Annotated in this window: 16 protein-coding genes and 4 pseudogenes; 12 read left to right on the forward strand and 8 right to left on the reverse strand. The window is 61.1% G+C overall.

The window, feature by feature from the left end; all coding sequences use genetic code 11:
- Window positions 1–326: 326 nt before the first annotated feature.
- The 4 genes and pseudogenes from AB7535_RS39565 to AB7535_RS39580 all read right to left on the reverse strand — a co-directional run bounded on the left by AB7535_RS39565 (window position 327) and on the right by AB7535_RS39580 (window position 4,460).
- Window positions 327–1,392 (reverse strand): annotated as a pseudogene (locus tag AB7535_RS39565) (IS110-like element ISBj4 family transposase).
- A gap of 156 nt (window positions 1,393–1,548) precedes the next feature.
- On the reverse strand, window positions 1,549–3,405 hold the full coding sequence (locus AB7535_RS39570) for a PAS domain-containing sensor histidine kinase (protein ID WP_439037617.1): 1,857 nt from the start codon (window positions 3,403–3,405) through the stop codon (window positions 1,549–1,551).
- A 314-nt stretch (window positions 3,406–3,719) separates the two neighbouring features.
- Window positions 3,720–3,959, reverse strand: coding sequence for a hypothetical protein (locus AB7535_RS39575; protein WP_439037618.1), 240 nt, complete (start codon window positions 3,957–3,959; stop codon window positions 3,720–3,722).
- A gap of 255 nt (window positions 3,960–4,214) precedes the next feature.
- Complete coding sequence (locus tag AB7535_RS39580; RefSeq protein WP_439037619.1) at window positions 4,215–4,460, reverse strand: septal ring lytic transglycosylase RlpA family protein; 246 nt, start codon at window positions 4,458–4,460, stop codon at window positions 4,215–4,217.
- Window positions 4,461–4,742: 282 nt separating this feature from the next.
- Here AB7535_RS39580 and AB7535_RS39585 point away from each other — a divergent pair, with 282 nt between their 5' ends.
- The 5 genes and pseudogenes from AB7535_RS39585 to AB7535_RS39605 all read left to right on the forward strand — a co-directional run.
- Window positions 4,743–4,991, forward strand: a complete 249-nt coding sequence (locus AB7535_RS39585) for a DUF6894 family protein (protein WP_135217071.1) — start codon at window positions 4,743–4,745, stop codon at window positions 4,989–4,991.
- Between the two features lie 450 nt (window positions 4,992–5,441).
- A pseudogene (locus AB7535_RS39590) lies at window positions 5,442–5,657 on the forward strand (divalent metal cation transporter); the annotation flags it as partial.
- Between the two features lie 1,411 nt (window positions 5,658–7,068).
- Entirely contained in the window at window positions 7,069–7,260 is a 192-nt protein-coding gene (locus tag AB7535_RS39595) for a septal ring lytic transglycosylase RlpA family protein (RefSeq protein WP_135217070.1), read from the forward strand.
- Window positions 7,261–7,290: 30 nt separating this feature from the next.
- Entirely contained in the window at window positions 7,291–7,626 is a 336-nt protein-coding gene (locus AB7535_RS39600) for a hypothetical protein (RefSeq protein WP_135217069.1), read from the forward strand.
- A 580-nt stretch (window positions 7,627–8,206) separates the two neighbouring features.
- Window positions 8,207–9,055: pseudogene (locus AB7535_RS39605) on the forward strand (winged helix-turn-helix domain-containing protein); the annotation flags it as partial.
- A gap of 343 nt (window positions 9,056–9,398) precedes the next feature.
- On the opposite strand, the gene AB7535_RS39610 reads toward AB7535_RS39605, so the two are convergent.
- On the reverse strand, window positions 9,399–9,872 hold the full coding sequence (locus tag AB7535_RS39610; protein ID WP_439037620.1) for a hypothetical protein: 474 nt from the start codon (window positions 9,870–9,872) through the stop codon (window positions 9,399–9,401).
- 1,290 nt (window positions 9,873–11,162) lie between these two features.
- Here AB7535_RS39610 and AB7535_RS39615 point away from each other — a divergent pair.
- Window positions 11,163–11,644: pseudogene (locus AB7535_RS39615) on the forward strand (hypothetical protein); the annotation flags it as partial.
- A 12-nt stretch (window positions 11,645–11,656) separates the two neighbouring features.
- On the opposite strand, the gene AB7535_RS39620 reads toward AB7535_RS39615, so the two are convergent.
- Genes AB7535_RS39620 through AB7535_RS39630 form a run of 3 tightly spaced genes read right to left on the reverse strand, consistent with a single transcriptional unit; the run spans window position 11,657 to window position 14,411 of the window.
- Entirely contained in the window at window positions 11,657–12,532 is an 876-nt protein-coding gene (locus tag AB7535_RS39620; RefSeq protein WP_439037621.1) for an SMP-30/gluconolactonase/LRE family protein, read from the reverse strand.
- Window positions 12,529–13,701, reverse strand: a complete 1,173-nt coding sequence (locus tag AB7535_RS39625) for a M24 family metallopeptidase (RefSeq protein ID WP_439037622.1) — start codon at window positions 13,699–13,701, stop codon at window positions 12,529–12,531. The genes AB7535_RS39620 and AB7535_RS39625 overlap by 4 nt, the downstream gene beginning before the upstream one ends.
- 50 nt (window positions 13,702–13,751) lie before the next feature.
- The gene (locus AB7535_RS39630) at window positions 13,752–14,411 is read right to left on the reverse strand and encodes a GntR family transcriptional regulator (RefSeq protein ID WP_135217137.1); all 660 of its coding nucleotides are present in this window, start codon (window positions 14,409–14,411) and stop codon (window positions 13,752–13,754) included.
- Between the two features lie 227 nt (window positions 14,412–14,638).
- Here AB7535_RS39630 and AB7535_RS39635 point away from each other — a divergent pair, with 227 nt between their 5' ends.
- From AB7535_RS39635 to AB7535_RS39660, 6 genes are all read left to right on the forward strand, one after another.
- On the forward strand, window positions 14,639–15,658 hold the full coding sequence (locus tag AB7535_RS39635; RefSeq protein ID WP_208088271.1) for a TRAP transporter substrate-binding protein: 1,020 nt from the start codon (window positions 14,639–14,641) through the stop codon (window positions 15,656–15,658).
- A gap of 75 nt (window positions 15,659–15,733) precedes the next feature.
- Window positions 15,734–16,243, forward strand: a complete 510-nt coding sequence (locus AB7535_RS39640) for a TRAP transporter small permease (protein ID WP_071915797.1) — start codon at window positions 15,734–15,736, stop codon at window positions 16,241–16,243.
- Between the two features lie 22 nt (window positions 16,244–16,265).
- The gene (locus AB7535_RS39645) at window positions 16,266–17,546 is read left to right on the forward strand and encodes a TRAP transporter large permease (protein WP_071915796.1); all 1,281 of its coding nucleotides are present in this window, start codon (window positions 16,266–16,268) and stop codon (window positions 17,544–17,546) included.
- A gap of 30 nt (window positions 17,547–17,576) precedes the next feature.
- The gene (locus tag AB7535_RS39650) at window positions 17,577–18,071 is read left to right on the forward strand and encodes a type II 3-dehydroquinate dehydratase (RefSeq protein WP_071915795.1); all 495 of its coding nucleotides are present in this window, start codon (window positions 17,577–17,579) and stop codon (window positions 18,069–18,071) included.
- A gap of 13 nt (window positions 18,072–18,084) precedes the next feature.
- A complete protein-coding gene (locus AB7535_RS39655) occupies window positions 18,085–18,741 on the forward strand; it encodes a hypothetical protein (RefSeq protein ID WP_071917613.1) in 657 nt (218 codons plus the stop codon).
- Window positions 18,741–19,559 carry a sugar phosphate isomerase/epimerase family protein gene (locus AB7535_RS39660; protein ID WP_135217134.1) on the forward strand — a complete coding sequence of 273 codons (819 nt, stop codon included), beginning with the start codon at window positions 18,741–18,743 and terminating at the stop codon, window positions 19,557–19,559. Before AB7535_RS39655 ends, AB7535_RS39660 begins: the two co-directional genes overlap by 1 nt.
- The last annotated feature ends 2 nt before the right edge of the window (window positions 19,560–19,561 follow it).

Genomic DNA, 19,561 nt, shown 5'->3' on the forward strand with positions numbered 1-19,561 from the left:
AGCGCGCGTGCGTTCTCATTAGCGGACAGGCCTCGATTGGGCCATTTGGGTCACCAGTGTTCGCATGCGCCGGGAAGACCGGACCTCCATCTCGTCTCATCCTCTCGCAGACCTCGGCTGGAACCTGTTGATGGGGTTACGTCATCGCATGCTCCTCCTACCTCGCAGTTCCTGTGTTCGAGCCAGGGGCCGTTCCTTCGTCCCGGCCCGCAGGACGTGCGTCGCGTCGCGCGCACGGGCGGTCAAGGCCGGCCGTTGCGCTTTGCTTGCGGCTGGCTCCGGCGTTGCCAGGCCGCGCCTTGACCGCGCCGAGCACGGCGCGAGGATCAAGCGGGTCGGACGCCTGCATCGTTGGTCCTTGTCAGCTCGAAGGCGCGTCCTTTAGCCAGCACCGCCCAGGCGATGCGGGCAAGCTTGTTGGCGAGTGCGATCGCCAGCACGTTGTGGTGCAATCGCTTCTTGGCGGCTTCGATCCAGGATCTGAGTCCGTAACGTTCCCAGTTCTTGATCCTGACCAGCACCACCCATGCCGCCTGGACGAACAGAACGCGGAGGTAGCGATTGCCGCGCCGTGAGATTTTGCCGAGGATCGTGCGGTCTCCCGTCGAGATCTGCTTGGGCACCAGTCCGAGCCAGGCGCCGAAGTCACGGCCTTTGGAGAAGACGTCTCCAGTGCCGATCGCGGCCACCATGGCGCTCGAAATGATCGGCCCGATGCCAGGCACCGTCATCAGGCGCGAACATGCCTGATCTTGACGGGCCAGTGCTTCGATCTCGCCGGAGAGGCTATCGATGCGCTGATCCAGCTGACGCCAGTCGCCTGTCAACTCCTCGATGACACGCAACATGCGTGGCGACAGGGCATCGGTGCGCGTCGCAAGGATGGTGGGCAGTTCTGTGCGCAGGAAGCCGATACCCTGGCGCACCGCGATCCCGCGTTCCAGCATGAAGGCGCGAATCTGGTTGATGATGCCGGTGCGTTGCGACACCAGCGCGCTCGCGCACCCGATGCAGCGCCTGCAGATCGAGTTGCTCCGCGGTCTTGGTCGCCACGAACTTCATCGTCGGGCGCTGCACGGCTTCGGCAATCGCTTCGGCGTCATTGAAGTCGTTCTTCGGTCCTTTGCTATAAGGGCGGACATATTTGGCCGGCATCAACCTGGCATCGTGACCTAACGATGCGAGTTTGCGGCTCAAATGATGTGCGCCGACGCAGGCTTCCATGCCGATCAGGCAAGGCGGCATATTGGCGAGCCGCGCCTCCACCTGGCCACGCGACCACTTTTGCCGCAGCACGATGGTGCCGCGCGTATCGTGGCCCACGACGTGGAACGAGTTTTTGCCGATATCGATGCCGATCACGGCGATCGCGGTACTGGGTGTCTGGGACATGGCGTGCTCCCTGTCTTGGCGCCCCTGGCCAGCTTATCGCTGGCGGGGCAGGAGCACGGCCGGACCATCCCATTAGCGGACGTTCCGAGTGGCGGGTGATCACGGCATCGATATCGGCGGTCGCCAAGAATGGGATCCGTTTTCGCTCCTGCAAGCTCAACCGCCGGCGTGCTCGGCGGGAACGGTCTTACCCCGTTCTAGCGGGAGGGTGAACTGAAAGACGGCGCCCCGAGGTTCATTCCCAGTGGCCCACAGCCTGCCACCGTGGGCCTGGATGATCGAACGGCAGATCGCAAGGCCCATGCCCAAGCCGCTAGGCTTGGTCGTGTAGAAGGCTTCGAACAGGCGGTCCACACTCCGCGGGTCCAGCCCTGGGCCGAAATCCCGCACGGTGACGAGCACGGCGTTCGAGGCCTCTCTCTCACTGGTGATCCTCACGTCGCGCGTCCCATTGTCGATGCTGCTCATGGCTTCGACCGCATTGAGGATCAGGTTGAGGATTACTTGTTGCAGCTGGATGCGGTCGCCTTCGATGAGCGGCAAGCCCGTCGCGAGCTGGGTCTGCAGGGATACGCCATGCCTCACCAATTCGCTCCGGGTCAAGGCGATGACTTCGAGGACGGCCTCATTGACGTCAACCCGCGCCAGGCGTAGGGGCGCCTTCTTGGCTAGGGCGCGGATCCGGTGCATGATATCGCCCGCACGTTCGGCGTCCTGGACGATATAGCCGAGGGTCGCGCGGACCTTATCCAGATCGGGCGGTTCAGCTTCGAGCCAGCCCAAGCCGGCTGCGGCATTGGTGGCTACCGCCGCAATGGGCTGGTTGACTTCGTGGGCGATCGAGGCCGTCAGCTCGCCCAAGGTCGTGACACGCGTGATGTGAACGAGGTCCGCTTGTGCCTGGCGCAACTCCTGTTCCGCTTGCTTGGCCGCAGAGACGTCCATGATCGCTCCAACGAACTCAACCTTACCCGATTCATCTGCTATGGCGCGAGCCACAACCTTCACGAACTTGACCGAGTCATCAGGCATCTGGAATCGATGTTCGAGCTCCCAGTCCATGCCCTCGCGCGATGCGCGGTCGATTACCCGCCTAACTCGGTCGATGTCCGCAGGATGAACTCTTTGTATGAGCAGCTGCAGTGATGGCTTGGTTGTTCGGTCGTATCCAAGGATTCTGGAGCTCTCCTCCGACCAGAAGAACTCGCCGCAAGAGCTTTTCCAACTGAAACTGCCCGTGAGACTCAATCTCTGCGCTTCGGCCAAATAGGCCTCGCTGAGCCGCAGCGCATTTTCGGCCTGCTTGCGCTCGGTGATGTCGTTATTAGTCTCCATGATCGCGACGGGCCGGCCCCGTCCGTCCGTTTGCACAGACCACCGACTCGCCACGGTTGCTTGCGTGCCGTCTTTTTTCGTGTGGACGAGTTCCCCTTCCCAGCGGCCGTTGCGGAGCAACTTTGCCATGATCTGTTCGAGCGGCATGGGGAAGATCGTCCGCATGAGTTGGTGGGTAATCTTGCCGACGGCTTCACCTCTTTTCCAACCGTACAGTTCCTCGGCGCCGCGATTCCAGTAGGAGATGACATCGTTCATGTCGCGCACGAACACCGTGTCGTGGGTGAGGTCGAGGAGTCCGGCTTGCTCGCGCAGCACCATTTCTCTCGATCGGCTTTGCACGGCGAGGAAGGCCGTAATGCCGATTGCCGCTAGGGTGAGAAGGCCGTTCGAAAGTGCGATACCTGGCGATACATCGTGCTCCGACAGCATGTAGCTTAGCCCCGTCAGAGCCATTAATCCCAACGACGCGAGCACAACTCCACGCTTCTGAAGAAACTTCGCAGATAGCAGCACAACGCCCACGTACAGCACCGCGAGGGCAATCTCTTTTGGGGTAATTGTGTCAAGAATGAAGACAACGATAGCGATGGCAGCGCCAATAGCTGCAAGAGCGCGCGACCTGATTATTGTCGGCCGGGTCGCCGCATATTCCACTTGGTTCTGCTCCGTCCGCATGTCTCGCCTCGCCAAGGACTTGCCGGCGGTCCTGGTGTCGCGATCGGGTCGGCACTTTTCGCTCGGTCAATTGGCAAGCTGACGTTCCCGGTTCGAGAGCGACGGAGCACAAGCCGCTGCCTTGCACCGCCAGTCATCCGCTTTGCCGCATCGGGAGTTTGTCCCGATCTACCTTGCGAGTAAAGCGGCAGCAGCGGAACGTGGCGAAACGGAACAGCATGCCGCAGGCCGACAAGACTACCAGCGGCGCGGGCACTTGATAGCCTTCCCCAGTCCGAGCCTTCCCGCGTGGCCTTCCATTGATGGACTACAGATCAATCCGTCAGCAGATCATAGTCCCGGCGCAAAACAGTTTGGACGTGAACCGCCGCGCGCGCGGCGGTATTTGCATCTGCCGCACCCGCTGCGAGCACACAGAGCGACCAGTTATTTTCAGCGTGCTTTGCAACGCGATTGATCGCTATTTCCAGGACGTTATGACAACCGGGCTGCTTTCTCACTTCTAACAACGCTCGTCGCTGCAATTCCTGGATTGAAACGCGGATCTTGGGCATAGGCTGGCTCGGCAATCTTACTGGTTGGGGGCCCGCGCGCTATACCTAACTGAACAAGCGCAATCCGGGTTCCCCTTGCGAGAGGCACGAACCTTCGATCGCTAGCTCGGCACCCGATATCTTGCGGCAGCGTCACACTCGCGATGTCGGCTCATTGGGATAGCGGACCTCGCAACAGAGCGCGCCTAAGTCCGAAAATGACCCTTACGCGCTAGCTTGTCGCTTTGCAGAGCTACTTTTCCGAGATGCTCGAACTCAGCGGAGGGAGACCTTGTCAAGGCCAGCCATTCCCAGTGCACGCGCGGCCCCGGTAGACAGGTCTATGCAGCGTCCCTTTACGAAGGGACCGCGGTCATTGACTCGGACAGTGACGCTTCGTCCGCTTGAGTGCGAGGTCACTGTGACGTCAGAACCGAACGACCTAGTGCGATGGGCTGCAGTCATCGCGCTTGGATTCATCCGTTCGCCGGAAGCGGTTCGGCCGCTACTCCTACACGACAAGGACGGAGAGACGACCCCGGCTCCGGGGGAGACTAGGGGGTTAGGCCGGGGCCGCTCCGCCAGCTCTTACAGCGAGCCAGCGACGACTCAAATATTCGCCCACCCTTGTGGTTCCTTTGAGCCGGTCGCCCCCAAAAAGGGGGACTGGCCTGTTTCCTAGCGCGGTAGCCTAATTAGGAACGCCACTCTGTAGCTGCTCTTGTCCCTCTATCACCGGGACCGATCAAGGGGCCCCCTGACTGAGAGACACGACTGCGCTCCCGCCCAAACGGAGGAGCGTCTATGCCGCGCTACTACTTCCATATCTTGAACGGAAAAATGCTGATCGATGACGTCGGCGTTGAAGTGGCCGACACCGAGGCAGCGAAACTTGAGGCAGTGAAGTACGCAGGTAATGTCCTGACGTCTGAGCATCCCACCGACATGTGGAAGGGGATACCATGGGAGTTGAAGGTCACGGACGGCCCTTCCCCCGATAAAGGTCGGACTTTGCTCACCCTCACGCTAACCGCTGAAATCAACACCACTTAGGTGTTTTTTGGCGGCTTAATATCCACTCCCTACTATTTCGCGCGTGAAGGCATCGGGCCTCGCACGCGGCTTCAGTTGCGCGCGGCCGCCTCCAGGTCTGCATAGGGTCGTTCTTCGGTGTGCTTCATCGGCGTGTCCCCATGGCCGCCTGGGCGGCGGTAATATGTGCGGGATGCCGGTAGCTCTCCGGCACACGCGCGCCAATCGACCCACAATTTGAGATAAGTCCGTCGAGTTACGAAAAGCAGTTTGTGGCAAGGCACATTTTGCTGTGCGACGTTACGAGTAACCCGTGCCGACTTCGGCGAAGGTCTGTCGGGCCCCGCTGACGTGATTTAAAGAGCCTCAGAATTTGATGACTGAGCGCAATCCGACAACGGTCGCATTCTTGAGATGCTTACCGGGTGACATCCCCAAAGGGTCAGTTGTGCCGCCGGCGTTACCCTCAACTTCACCGCGCTCGACCCGATCAAGGCGCTCTATTGGAGCGCCGTCATCAACGGTGTGCTGGCCGCGCCGATCATGACCGTCATGATGCTGCTTGTGCGCCGTAAGTCCGTAATGGGCGAGCTTGTGGTCCGGGGGCCAGTCTACTGGCTAGGCTGGATCGCCACCGCAACCATGTTTTTGTGTATTGTTGGCATGGCTTGCTCGATAGGGAGCTAATCGGGTTCGCGTAAGGGTGCGGCCACTGCGCCGAGAGTGCCGACAGTTCGGGAGCGGAAACTGCCGGCGCACCCCGCAATAGCGACTGTCCTTCCGCCCGGGAGGGGCCATACAAGAACAGCACCTTGCGAACGTGAAGGGTTTGCCTGGTAATTCAAGCGACCCGGCTGCCGAGCGATGAATAGCGGGTCGGGGCTTGGGACGGGCCTACACTTCCACAGGTGGCGGTCTCGTTTTCTTGGGTCGACGGCCTGCTCAATCCCGCCGCTGCAGCTGAAGCTCCATGAGGGCGATCCGTTGCAACGTTGACGGGTTGCGTTCCCCCGTACCTGCTGTCCGTAGAATTGACTCCGCAATGAGATTGACGTGGCCGGAGTGCACAGGCTCCGGCAGCGTTGCTACAGCGGCCTTTAGGGCCGATGTCATAGCCTCAATCACTTCGGGCGAAAACGACGCGTTGGCGAAATTGTGCATCTGTCCCATTGGGTTTGGTGCGGTCCACCAACGTCGGGGCAATTCGGTAGTTCCATATTCGGAAAATCCTCCAATCTGCTGACGACCCGCTATGACAAAAGGTCGCTCTGCTAAGCAGAACCATCCTTGGCCGCGGGAGCTTCCTTCCTAATCCGGCGGATTAGCTCAACCCGGAAACGTCCAGCAGTCCGATATCGACGAGTGCCACCGGCGCGCTTCTGCAGGAACGCCCGATGCCCTGCCTTCGCGTCGCACGCCTGCCTCTTCAATCTCGACGGAAACGAGACAAACAACGACCGACAGCTCGACACGACCGCCGGAAGGGCATGCAACTTTCATTGCTAGCTCGCCCATCCTCCAAATGCCTGGCGCCGTTCAGTGCAAACCGTCCCTGCGAAAGAAGTCGGGCCCGATCGCTTTTGGTGGTGACTGTGTTGACGAGGCGCCAATGGGCACGAGAGTTCGGTCCGCGGAGTGCGTCGTCAAACATTTGGACCGGATTTCGCGGCGGTGCACGATTAATCCACTGCCGGCTCGGCGTCTGCGCAGAAGGCGGTGGGCTGGAGACCCCTTCTGCGCTCGACGCTTCGCCGAGGCGAGCGTTGTTAAAATCCGTCCCGCTTTTGATGTATTCAACCACTCGTCCCCAGCCGGTAGCGAACCCAATGCTCATGATTCTTGCGGGCGCTGAAGAATCCCGATTTTGGGAATATGTGAGTTTTCCTATGGTTCGGTTAGAGTCCTCAATTTCGTAAAATCGAAGCCCCTATGCTCGTGTGATGCGCTGCAGCGAGATAACTGCTTGCTGCGCTGCGCCCGAACATCTCCGGCACCTCGCATCCGAACCACCGGTATGCGTTCACCTTTGTTCTGCACGAAATGCGTATGCAGGAACACGGGCCGATGAGTTTGCATTGTCCACTAGTTTCATTTGTGCATGAGGCCAATCATGCGACTTCTTTGTAGAATGATCGCGATTGCGCAATCGCAGAACCGAAGCGTCATTGTCACCGTCAATGACCGCGGGCCATGGGTCCGGGGCCGCGTTCTAGACTTATCCTTGGCCGCCGCGCACAGCTTAGGGATTACGGATCGTGGCGTGGCTCAAGTTCGTGCCGAGGTGTTGTAAACACGCAACGGGCGCCGAAGCGAATTTGCCGTGCCTCTCAAGAACCCCGAGGCTATTGCCGTCATCGTGACAGCCCTACGGCTGGTTCACGGTGACGAAGCTGCACGGGCTATGCTGGTGGAGGGGATGACCTTGGCAGCGCTGATAGACGCGATGTTCTCGGCACCGATCGCACGACGCGATGCCGTTCGCAACATCACAAACGCGTTGAACGACTTTGCTATCTCGCCGGACGTCGGGCCGGTTTGGCATCTCAAGTACCTGTATGACAATCAGCCGGGTTCGTTGACGATCGTAGACATGGCAATAGCTACGCCAACCGGTACGCTATCAAGTGTGGAAACCACGTTGCGGCTTCCTGTCTAGAACCGGGGCGACGGTAGCAAAACATCGCGCCCAGTGTGCAAACCAAGGAGGGGAGGGCTCAAGGCTGGCGAGCCCAACGAGCAGATGCAGCGCGATGCGGACAAAGGGATCAAGACCCGCAACTCCGGAGCGTCCGGTTACGTGGCCGAGCGCATTCTCCCGGCCAACCGGGAAGGGAGCAGACCACCGGTTCGGGTAGCCAGACCGGGACACCGAAATAGAGGCGTTCTCATGAGGCCGCCCACTGAGTGGCCTTTATCCACAGCGCCCTCCAACGGCTTCTTCTTCCACTGCGCTCGAGCTTCCCACTCGATGCGCGCCTTGAAACGCGCCCCAATATGTCATGAAAAAACTGGAGACGCGCCGGGTCGATACGGCCGACTGTCCCAACCCTGTTGCACCATAGGTCGTGCTCATGGCGGAATCTCCTGGGTGTTGTTTTTACCCGGACGAGGGTGCCAAGGCATGAGCGAGCGCGCTTGACATTCGGCTTACAATTTCTTTACCGGCGGCTTATTCTTTGCGTTCCAAGCGGTGCTAGAGGCCCCGACGATCGGAGGCCGCCTGAGGGATTGGCAGCTTGCGCTATCTCTTCGAGGAGTACGCAATCGACACTGACCGGCGCGAGCTGCATCGCGGGGCGGACGTCGTCTCCGTCGCGCCACAGGTATTCGACCTGCTCGACTACCTGATCCGCAACAGGGAGCGCGTCGTCAGTAAAGACGACCTCATCAATGCCATTTGGAACGGCCGTATCGTGTCCGATGCGGCGCTGACAACGCGCCTGAATGCCGCCCGCAGTGCGCTCGGCGATTCCGGTGAGGAACAACGCCTCATCAAAACCCTCCCGCGCAAGGGCTTCCGTTTCGTCGGACCAGTGCGGGAAGCGCAGGGAGCCGCAGGCGCGGTAGTCGCCGATAACGCCGTAGACCCGTCGAAACACGCCCTCGCGCTGCCCGATAAGCCTTCGATCGCGGTGTTGCCATTCCACAACCTGTCAGGTGATCCCGAACAGGAGTATTTCGCGGACGGAATGGTAGATGACATCATCACGGCGCTATCCCGGTTCAAGGCGCTGTTCGTCATCGCCCGCAATTCGAGCTTCACCTACAAGGGGCGCGCCGTTGACGTGAAGCAGATCGGGCGAAAGCTAGGGGTGCGTTACGTGTTGGAAGGCAGCGTTCGCAAAGCAGCAAACCGAGTACGCATCACGGGACAGCTCGTCGATACCGCCACCGGCGCACATCTATAGCCGGACCGGTTTGATGGTGGTCTCGGCGACGTCTTCGATCTGCAGGACCAGGTGACCGAGAGCGTTGTCGGGGCGATCGCGCCAGCGCTGGAGAAAGCCGAGATCGAGCGTGCCAAGCGCAAGCCGACCGAGAGTCTCGACGCCTATGCCATCTATTTACGCGGTTTGGCCAGGTTTTATCAGTTTGCTGGCCGGCCCGCGAAGGCTGCTGGCACATAGCGTCAGTTGGCACAGTGCACGGCATGTCCGGAGCCGGGGACAGACGGGAAGCCAACGACTGAGAGGCGAACCGACGCGATTGACCTATTGGTGGAGGCCGCAGCGAGAAGGCTGCCGTTAAAGACGGTATTGCCAACGTTAAGCTAACTATTCTTCGTTTCGGTCGGCAAGCAGTGGCGCGCTACGCCAAGGGCAATGGCCGGGTGCTGGCTCTGTCGGCGGCCTTTGCTGGTCCGTTGGTCGGACCGTGTGCATGAGGGCGGCGGCATCCACTTCAAGGGCGCATCGTCCAGCTTCCTATTCAGATCTCGCAGTCGATTGAGTTCAAAGCCTTACGCAAACCACCGAACGCGCTTAGCCGACAGGGCTCGGTGTCGCCGGCAGCCTTTGAACGCCCGGAAATGGTAGCTCGCTTGATTTCGGTTTCCTTTGACTTCGACTTAGGAAGGGCAGCGGCAACCTTCTTTGATTTGGGATGGTGCCGATGGTGGTCGATCACCTTGGGGGAGTCCGAAGAATCGATACCCATGCCTTCCGATGGAGAAATGCGTTCCTCGACTAGAGAAGGCTGCGCTGGAGTTTCGCTGCTCGCAGCGGCAATTTCTAGTCGATCAGCTTTCGCCAACGCACCATGTGAATCGGAAATGCCTACGGTCGTTTCGGCAAGGGGCTGGACGACCGCTACTGTACTTCGCGCCGGATTTCTGAGTTCCATCGACACCAGAAATCCAACACCCAATAGGATGAGGAGACCCAACAACACCATTCTCAGCATGATGCTTCTCCACCTTAAAATAGTGCCGGTAAAAATTCATCGATCCATGAGGCAACATGGCGGCGGCTCACGTACCACGTACGGGGTGTTTGCCAACAGGGTTAACCGCCGGCCTAGATGTTCCTGACGCGCGACGTCGAATATGCCCGGTGAGCCACAGGGCGACTGGCCGGAGACCATCATTGTACCAAGGTGCAGGCCCGACGACGGCGAACGTGATCGCCTTCATCGGGCCAGAATCGCAGTCACAGACTGATGCCGGTTTCGATTCGTGGAGCAAGAACAGCAATGGAGCCCGCAAAACCCCGCAAATGGACCGAAGAAGAGACCAAGCTGCTGATCGAACTCGCGCAACGTAAGGAAAGAGTGCCAGCGATGGCGCGAGAGATTGGACGTCACATCGCATCCGTTAGGCGACGAGCTCGCGAATTGGGTTTGCCTCTGCTGCCCGGCCGAGGTGAGAGGCAACTTTAGCTCCCTACCCACTCGCCCCTCCGGGACGCTGGGCCTTGAGCTCTGGCTCCTTTGCACCCGTGTCCCGCCGGCGGCCATCAAAATCCGCCGCGTCCGGCTAACGCGCAACCTCCGCAGCCTTAACATGACGGATCGCTTCCTACTCTCGTACTTACAACCGCATGCAGATTGCATGAGGACGAGAGATGGACGATCCCGTGAACTTCGAGCAGTTGGTGCAGTTTCGTGCCCCAGCGAACCTATCAAAAGCGATCGACTGGGCGGCCAGCCAACGTTTACCACGCTCAATGTTGACGGCCTGGGGGCCAAGCCGCTGCGCTCGGCACCTAGCACCGAACTGGTTGCGGGCACCTTGTCGACGCAGCTTTCTACCTTCAGGCTTCTTCGGCAATCCATACAGCATTCCGGTCGGTGGCCTTCTGCCGTTCACCGGCACGACTGCGCCCAACAGTTCGTTTGTGCTGCCTTATGGGCAGGCGGTTAGCCGAGCTGACGGCAAAGATTGGCCGGCCCTCATTCGAAGACCCAAAGTAATGTTACGCTTTCGACCACGCACGCTTCTGGGTAAGACATCTGATCGTGCTTCTTTGACTAGAACTATGGCGCTCGGGGGTGAGAGGGCTCTTCGGGCAAATCTTTGATTTTAAAAGGAAAGTATTCAACCTTGACGGGAATCACTCCCTCTCCGCCATCCCGTCGAAAATCGCCGAAGAATTAGCCTAATCCTTGAATCCCAAGGATCTTCCGGGCAGCCGCCGGTACACAAAGGCGGTACACATGGTCCGTGCAGTAGGCAGGCCCAGGCGGCATCCGGCGACTGGCATTTACAAGCACTGGCTGCGCGAGCACCGCGAGGACGGCTTGCCGCAGGAGATCGGCGCGGCGTTCAAATCGGACCGCTTCTACTACCAGGCAATCCAGAACTAGCGTTTGCCAAATATGCGGAACTGCCGGTCACAAAGCCCGCAGGCGCGAGTGCCGCGGTCGCCGTGCTGGGCGTACGCGGCAATGGCGACCTGAAGGGGCCGCCCCATGAAATCGACGTCGTCGCGATCCAGGGCGACAAGGTCTTCTTTCTCGCTGTCACCAATGCGGTGAAGACGGCCGAGATTCCGGCCTGCGAAAAAGTCTGGAAGCAAATGATGGCGAGGAAGACACCGGAGGATTCCATGGCCAAGGAAGACCGGGCCATGGACGCCTACACAAAATCCTTTGCCAAGGAGGCGCCAGGTCAAAGCTGGTTCGCGGCGGCCGTGAAGAAGGCGCGGGGCCAGTTGGAGCTGCTGCTCGCGCGGTAGGATCCCTCGGAACTAACCGATCCGGAAACGGTGTTCCGGCAGCCCCTGCGCGACGCCGTCAATGGCCAGGAGATGGCCGGCCTGCGGCTCGACGTCAAGCTGCTGCCGATCCAGGAATTTTCTGGCCGTCGTCACATACAGCGCTTTGAGATCGCTTCCTCCGAAGCAAAGACAGGTCGGATTGGTGACAGGCAGGGGAATGACCGTGTCGATCGTCCCGTCAGGCCGATAACGCACCACCCGACCGCCCGAGAAGAACGCCGTCCACAGCCCGCCATCGACGTCAACGCACGCGCCGTCAGGTCTTTCTCCGGAGGCGCTGTAATCCGCAAATAGGCGCCTGTTGCTGATCAGGCCGTCGTCGAGATCGAAGTCGAACGCCCAGGTGCAGTAACGCCGCGTGTCCGTGAAATAGAACGTCCGATTGTCGGGCGAGAACGCGATCCCATTGGACACGATGACGTCGTCGAACAGGCGCGTCACCTGACCGTCTCCGGTGACGCGGTACAGCGAGCCGTTCGGCCGGTGCAATTGATTGTCCATAGTGCCGATCCACAGGCGGCCGCGCGCGTCCACGCGGCCGTCGTTGAGGCGGTTGTCCAGGCCGCGTTCGACCTCGACGACGGTCTGGCGATGGTGGAGGGTCAAGTCCTGCGCGAGCAGATGCGAACCGTCTGACGTCAGGGCCTGGCTGCCGAGGAATTGGCAATCATAGGAGGCTTTGTAATGGGCGCCCGTCGCGGGATCGAAGGATTGATGAAGCCGGCCGTCGATGTCGATCCACCACAGCTTGCGGGACCGGTCGCACCACAGCGGCGTTTCGCCAAGAATGTCCGCGCTGGCGACCGCGGTCTCGACCCTGTGCGCGGGAATCGTTTTCGCAGTCATTCCGGAATCCGGTTCCAGCCGCGCGCGCTATCGCCAAAGGCCTGATAACCATCGGCGGTGACGGCGATGGTATCCTCGAGCTTGATAAAACCCCGTCGCTTGTGAGGCAGCGTGGTTTCAATCGAGATGACCACGCCGGCCTCAAGCGGCGCATTGGCGTCGTCGGCGGGGTAGGGAATGGGTCCGCTCGCCGTCAGGCGCGGCGCTTCGTGGCTGACGATGCCCATGCCATGGGCGACGAAGTGCATGTGCTTGCCGTGAGGAGACCGCGCAAGCGCTTCGTTCGCTGCAGCGTAGATATCGGCGCCGATGAGACCGGCGCGGATCGGAGCGCGGGCCGCCTGCTGGATCAGGTCGATTTCGCCGAGCAGATCGACGAGCTCGCCGTCCGGCGCCCCATGCATGGCCATCCGGCAGAGATCGCCGATATAGCCTTTGTAATTCCCGCCCGAATCCAGTGACACGATATCGCCGCGCTCGAGACGTTGCTCGGACGGCGCCCGGTTGAGGCTCGTTCCCATCGTCACCAGGGCGTATTCGAAGATCATGTCGCGGGACAATTCGGCCTGCCGCAAATGCCCGATGATCTCGCGCTTGCTGTGTCCGGGCCGGGCGTGGTTCACCGCATCCATCATGGAGGCGACCACGCGCTCGGACGCTTCGCGCAGGATCTCCAGCTCGGCTGCGGTCTTGATCGACCGCAGTTTCTCGAGCGGGCGCATCGCCTCGACGAGCTGGCAATCGCGGAGATCCCGACGCAGCACATCGGCGGCATCGACGGGCAGGAACGACATCTCGACGCCGACACGCAGCGCCGGCGTCGCGACCGCCTTCACATGCCTGAGCGCGAGCGCCATCGCCTCGACCGAGGTCGACGATCCGAATACGGCCGGCGGCATCCAGTATCCGGCGCCGGTCCTGTTCTCGACGCTGTCCCGCTCGTTCCGGTTGGCAACATAGGCGCACTTCTCCGGGGCGCCCTTCAAATAGACGAAGATGGGCAGATAGCGGCTGATGCCGATCGCTTCCATGTAATCGAACTGGAAGTGATAGTAACCGCCGAGCAGGTACTGAATGTTGTGCTTCGCGGTGACGATCAGCACGTCGATGCCGAAATCGTCGAGCAGGCCGTCGAGCCTTGCCGTGGAGAACGGAATTTTCGAACTCATTGATCGTTCTTCTTCGCTGACGACTTGATCTCTTGGGCGGGCGAAGGCGGTCAGCTGTCCTTCCAGGAGGACAGCGCATGCGCGACGCAGCCATTGATGTGGTCGCTGAGGACGGCCCTGGCGCTCTTGATGTCACGCTTCAGAGCGGCTTCCAGCAAGGCCTTGTGCTGGTTGATCGTCTCCGTGCCGCGGTAGCGCAGCGCATAGCGGAAGTATTTGTCGAACACGATCGCATGGGTATGCATCAACTCGCGCGACCCGCAGCTCGAGATCAGCGCCTGGTGGAATTCGCCGTCGTAGCGCTTGCGCAGCTCGGGATCGTCGCCTTCCTTGAGGACGGTGCGTTCGGTCGCCGCCAGCTTGTGATGCGCGGACACGACGCGGCCCTCCCACTCGACGTCGCCGGCCCGGAATGACTCGGCCATCGCGTGATGCTCCAGCAGGATGCGCAGCTCGGCGAGCTCGCGCAGGTTCTGGATCGAGATCGGCGCCACCTCGAAGCCGCGCTGGCCTTCGGCGACCACAAAACCCTCGGACGTGAGGCGATTGAGGATCTCGCGCAGCGTCGAGATGCTGACGCCGTAATCTTCCTTCATGGCATCGAGCTTGAGACGCCCGGCAGGCGTGAGCACGCCGAAAATGATGTCGGAGCGAATGCGCTGATAGCCGCTGTCGCCTGCCGACATTGGCCGTTCCTCGAGTGTCGTCATGCGCTCTAGTCCCGCTGTCCGGATCGCCGGCCCGCCGTGCGGCGGCCGAACCATCAATGTTGCCAGCAATATAGCAGACCGACGACACATGACGTCTACTGAAATCTCATATGAAATTGATTTTGTCGTTTGACATGGAAATATATGTATGATGTGTAAATAAACGGAGGGTACGGAAAACAAGGCCTTAAGCCGCCGTTCGTGCCCCGGCGAACAGGGAGGAAACGATGAGCTTGTTGATACGGGCGCTGTCTGCGACGGCGATCTGCGTGGCGCTGACGGTCGGCGCATCCGCCGCTGACGACATCCAGGAGCGGACGATCAGGTGGGGCCACCTCAACAACACCGATCACCCTGTCAGCTTTGGCGTGCAGAAGTTTGCCGAGATCCTGCTGGCGAAGAGCGGGGGCAAGATGAAGGTGCGAGAGTTCGCAGCCTCCCAGCTCGGCAATGAGTTGCAGCAGCAATCGGCACTGCGCGGCGGCACGCAGGAGATGCTGTCGGCCTCGACCACCTCGCTCGCAACCGTCATTCCGGAATTCGGCCTCGTCGACTTCCCGTTCCTCTTCAACACGACCGAGCAGGCCGACGCGCTCGCGACCGGTAAATTCGGCAACGCGATGATTGACACGCTGCCGTCGAAGGGGCTGATCGGTCTCGGCTATTGGGGCCTGGGTTTCCGCAATGTCACCAACAGCACCCGCCCGATCACGAAGGTCGAGGACTTCAGCGGGCTCAAGCTTCGCGTGATTCCGAACCCGGTCTATCTCGAAAGTTTCAGCGCCTTTAAGGCCAATCCGGTCCCGATGGCCTTCGGCGAGCTGTATTCGGCGCTCGAGACCCGCACCGTCGACGGCCAGGAGAATCCCTACACGGTCATTCTCTCGAACAAATTCTACGAAGTGCAGAAATACGTCTCCGCGACCAACCACACCTTCACCCTGAACATCATTCTGGTGAGCAAGGTGTTCTGGGACAAGCTGTCGCCGACCGAGCAGCGCCTGATGCGCGAGGCTTATGCAGAGAGCCGCGACTACCAGAAGGAGCAGACGCGCCTTCAGACCGAAAAGGCGCTGGCGGAATTGCAGGCCAAGGGCATGCAGTACAATGCGATCGCACCTGAAGAGACCGATCGCATGCGTAAGACAGTGCAGCCGGTCGTGGACAAGATCTCGGCCAATCTTCGGTCCGAGACGGTGAAGCTCTTCAACGACGAGGTCGAGCGCATCCGCAAGGACGTGAAGTAGCCGACGTCTCCATCACGCAGGCGGCGGGGCCGGCCACTGGCCGGCTCACACCCCTCATTTGCCCGGACGTCACGCATGGCGCGAGCTCTTGACCTCTACTGCACGTTCCTGAAAGCCGTCATTGCCGCGTGTCTTGCAGTGATGGTGGTGCTGGTGTTCGGCAACGTCGTCCTGCGTTACGGCTTCAACTCCGGCATCACGATTTCGGAGGAGCTGTCGCGCTGGCTGCTGGTCTGGCTGACCTTCCTCGGCGCCATCGTCGCGCTGCGCGAGCACGCGCATCTCGGCGTCGACAGCCTGGTCCGCATGCTGCCGGCTTACGGAAAACGCATCTGCTTCATCATCAACTATTGCCTGATGCTGTTTGCCGATTGGCTGCTGCTCTCGGGCAGCTGGCGCCAGACCATCATCAACATCGACGATCGCGCGCCGGCGACCGGCCTTTCGATGGCCATCTTCTACGCGGTCGGCGTGATCTTCGGCGTATCGGCCGCAGTCATCCTTCTCTACGACCTCGTCCGCGTGCTCACGGGACAGGCCAGCGAGGCCGATATGGTGGCAGTCAAGGAATCGGAAGAGCACTGATGCGGACCATCGGGATCACGCTATGACGATCGCCGTCTTTACCTTATCGCTGCTCGGCGCCATGGCGCTCGGCATGCCGATCGCCTTTGCGCTGATCGTCTGCGGCGTCGCCCTGATGAGCACGATCGACATGTTCGACGCCCAGATCGTGGCGCAGAATGTCATCAACGGCGCGGACAGCTTTCCGCTGATGGCCATTCCCTTCTTCATGCTCGCGGGTGAGATCATGAACAAGGGCGGCCTGGCCAAGCGTATCGTCAATGTCGCGCTCGTTGCCGTAGGCCATTTCCGCGGGGGGCTTGGCTACGTCACGATCCTCGCGTCCTGCATCCTGGCCTCGCTCTCGGGTTCGGCCGCGGCCGATGCGGCTGCGCTCGCGGCTCTGCTGGTGCCGATGATGGTTGCGGCAGGGCACAAGAAGTCCTATGCGGCGGGTCTCGTGGCGGCGGGGGGCATCATTGCCCCCGTCATCCCGCCCAGCATCGGCTTCGTCATCTTCGGCGTCGCCGCGGGCGTTTCGATCTCGAAACTGTTTCTGGCCGGCATCGTGCCCGGGCTGCTGCTCGGCGCTGGGCTTTGCATGGCGTGGGCGTGGGTGGTGCGGAAAGAGAACCTGACGCCGCCGCCGCGAGCCTCGGGGGCTGAGATCATCAAGGCCGTCGTCGATGGTTTCTGGGCGCTGATGCTGCCGGTCATCATCGTGGTCGGCCTGCGTTTCGGCATCTTCACGCCGACGGAAGCCGCGGTGGTGGTCGCCGTCTACTCCCTGTTCGTCGCGACCTGCATCTACCGTGAACTGAAACTGTCGCAGCTCTACGCCATCTTCGTCTCCTCTGCCGTGACGACGAGCATCGTGATGTTCCTTGTCGCCGCGGCGCTGGTATCGTCCTGGCTCATCACCGTGTCCGAGATATCCGCACAGGTCGTGACCCTGCTGAAGCCCTTCATGGGCAACAACACGCTGTTGATGCTCGCCATCATGGTCGTGGTGGTCATCGTGGGGACGGCGCTCGATATGACGCCGACGATCCTCATTCTCACGCCGATCCTGATGCCGATCATCAAGGCGGCGGGCATCGACCCCGTCTATTTCGGCGTCCTCTTCATCATCAACAACGCCATCGGCCTGATCACGCCACCGGTCGGCATCGTGCTCAACGTGGTCTGTGGCGTCTCGAGGATCAGCATGGAGGATATCATCAAGGGCGTCTGGCCGTTCATGATCGCGCAACTGATCGTCCTGTTCGCGATGGTGCTATTCCCGGGACTGGTGACGATTCCGGCGAAATGGTTCGGCGGCTAGTCACATATGTCGACAAAGGAGAGGCGAACAATGGCCGCTAAGATCATGATCCTCAATGGACCCAATCTGAACTTTCTCGGCATCCGGGAGCCGCACATCTACGGCCGGACGACGCTGAAGCAGATCGAGGTCAGCTGCCAGGCCCTGGCCGACCAGCTCGGCGTATCGATCTCATTCCACCAGACCAATATGGAGGGTGAGCTCGTCAATCTGATCCAGTCCGCCCATGGCAAGGCGGATGCGATCATCATGAATCCGGCGGCCTATTCCTTCACCTCGATCGCGCTGATCGACGCACTGAAGATCTTCGAGGGTATCAAGATCGAGGTGCATATCTCGAACATCCATGCCCGGGACGAGCTTCACCGCCACTCGATCACGTCGAGTGCCTGCACGTCGGTTATTTGCGGCTTGGGTCCGTACGGCTATCTCGCCGCGATCCTGGCAGCCGTTCAACGGCTTGGACAATTGCCTGAAACCATTCCGCAGGCCTTGCACGGGCTTGCCGCCGCTGCCACGGCGTAAGGAGGAGAGCAACATGCGCGGTGCAGGATTTCTCGCCATCTGGAGCGACGTCGAGGCGCACGACCTGACCGATTACCGGCACTGGCTGACGCGCGAGCACACCACCGAGCGCGTGACGACCAAGGGCTTCCGCGGGGTGCGCGTCTTCCGCGCGGCAAGGGACGACATCAACCGCTTCTTCATCCTGTACGAGCTCGATGCGCCCGAGGTGCTCGACGGCGAAGCGTACCTCGCGCGCCTCAACGCGCCGACGCCCTGGTCGCAGCGCATCATGCCAAAGCTCGGCAATTTCATGCGGGGCGGGGGCATCATGGTCGCGCGCGCGGGGCGAGGCGAGGGCGCCACGATCATGGCGCTGCGGATCGAGGCTTTGCCCGCGGACGCCCGAAAACTGGCTGAGGCGCTCGTTGCATGCGACGGAATTGCCGCCATTCAGATCGGCGCGACCGACGAGGCGCGCACATCGGTGCCGACTGCCGAAAAGGGCATGCGAAAGGACGAGGGCTTTTTCGCAGGCCTATTGCTGATCGAGGCGCTCGACGTCGCCGCGTTGCAGGCCGCCTTGCAGCAGGCGCGCGCGATTGCGCCCGACATCCTGGGCCGGGCGAGCGAGCCGGAAGTCTACCAAGGCATGTTCGCGCTCGACGCCCGCATCGCGGACTTCGGCTGATGGCCGTCTTCTCGCTCGCTGCCCTGACCGTGCTCGATCTCGCGCCGCCCGAGATGATCGAGCTGGCGGCCCGCTGCGGCTACGAGAAAGTCGGGCTCAGATTGCTGCCCGCGACGCAAGGCGGAATTGCCTATCGCCTGATGGACGATGCGCCGCAGATGCGAGAGACGCTGCAGCGGTTGCAGTCGACGGGCGTGACCGTCGCCGATCTCGAAGTCGTCGCGTTCAGGCCGGCGACGGACGTCGCGTCCTTCACGCCCTTCTTCGAGGCGGGCGCGCGCCTCGGCGCCAAACATATTCTCGTTGCGGCCTACGATCCGGACCTGGCACGGTTCTCGGACCGCTACCGGCAGTTTTGCGAAGCGGCTGCACAGCACGGCCTGACATCCGATCTCGAATTCATGCCCTGGACCAGCGTTCCGGACCTGAAGACCGCGATGCGGATCGTCGCCGATATCGATCACCCCGCGGCCGGCGTTCTGGTCGATGCGCTGCATTTCGATCGATCGCAAAGCGCGCTTGCGGATATCAAGGCTATCCCGGCGAAGCAGCTTCACTACTGGCAACTCTGCGACGGTCCGGCCGAACGCCCGGCGACGACCGAGCAGCTCATTCATGCCGCACGCGAGGAACGGATGTTTCCAGGCGAGGGCGGCATCGATCTCGTCGGACTGACACAAGCCATGCCCGACAGCCTAACCATCAGCATCGAGGTCCCGACCGTTCAGCTGGCGAAGACCGTCGATGCCGTAACACGGGCACGCCGGGCGCTCGCGGCGGGCAGGGCCGTGGTCGAGAGGGCGCGCGCCGCTTCGTAAGA

Source organism: Bradyrhizobium sp. 956_D2_N1_4, assembly GCF_052076025.1.
Lineage (GTDB): Bacteria > Pseudomonadota > Alphaproteobacteria > Rhizobiales > Xanthobacteraceae > Bradyrhizobium > Bradyrhizobium barranii.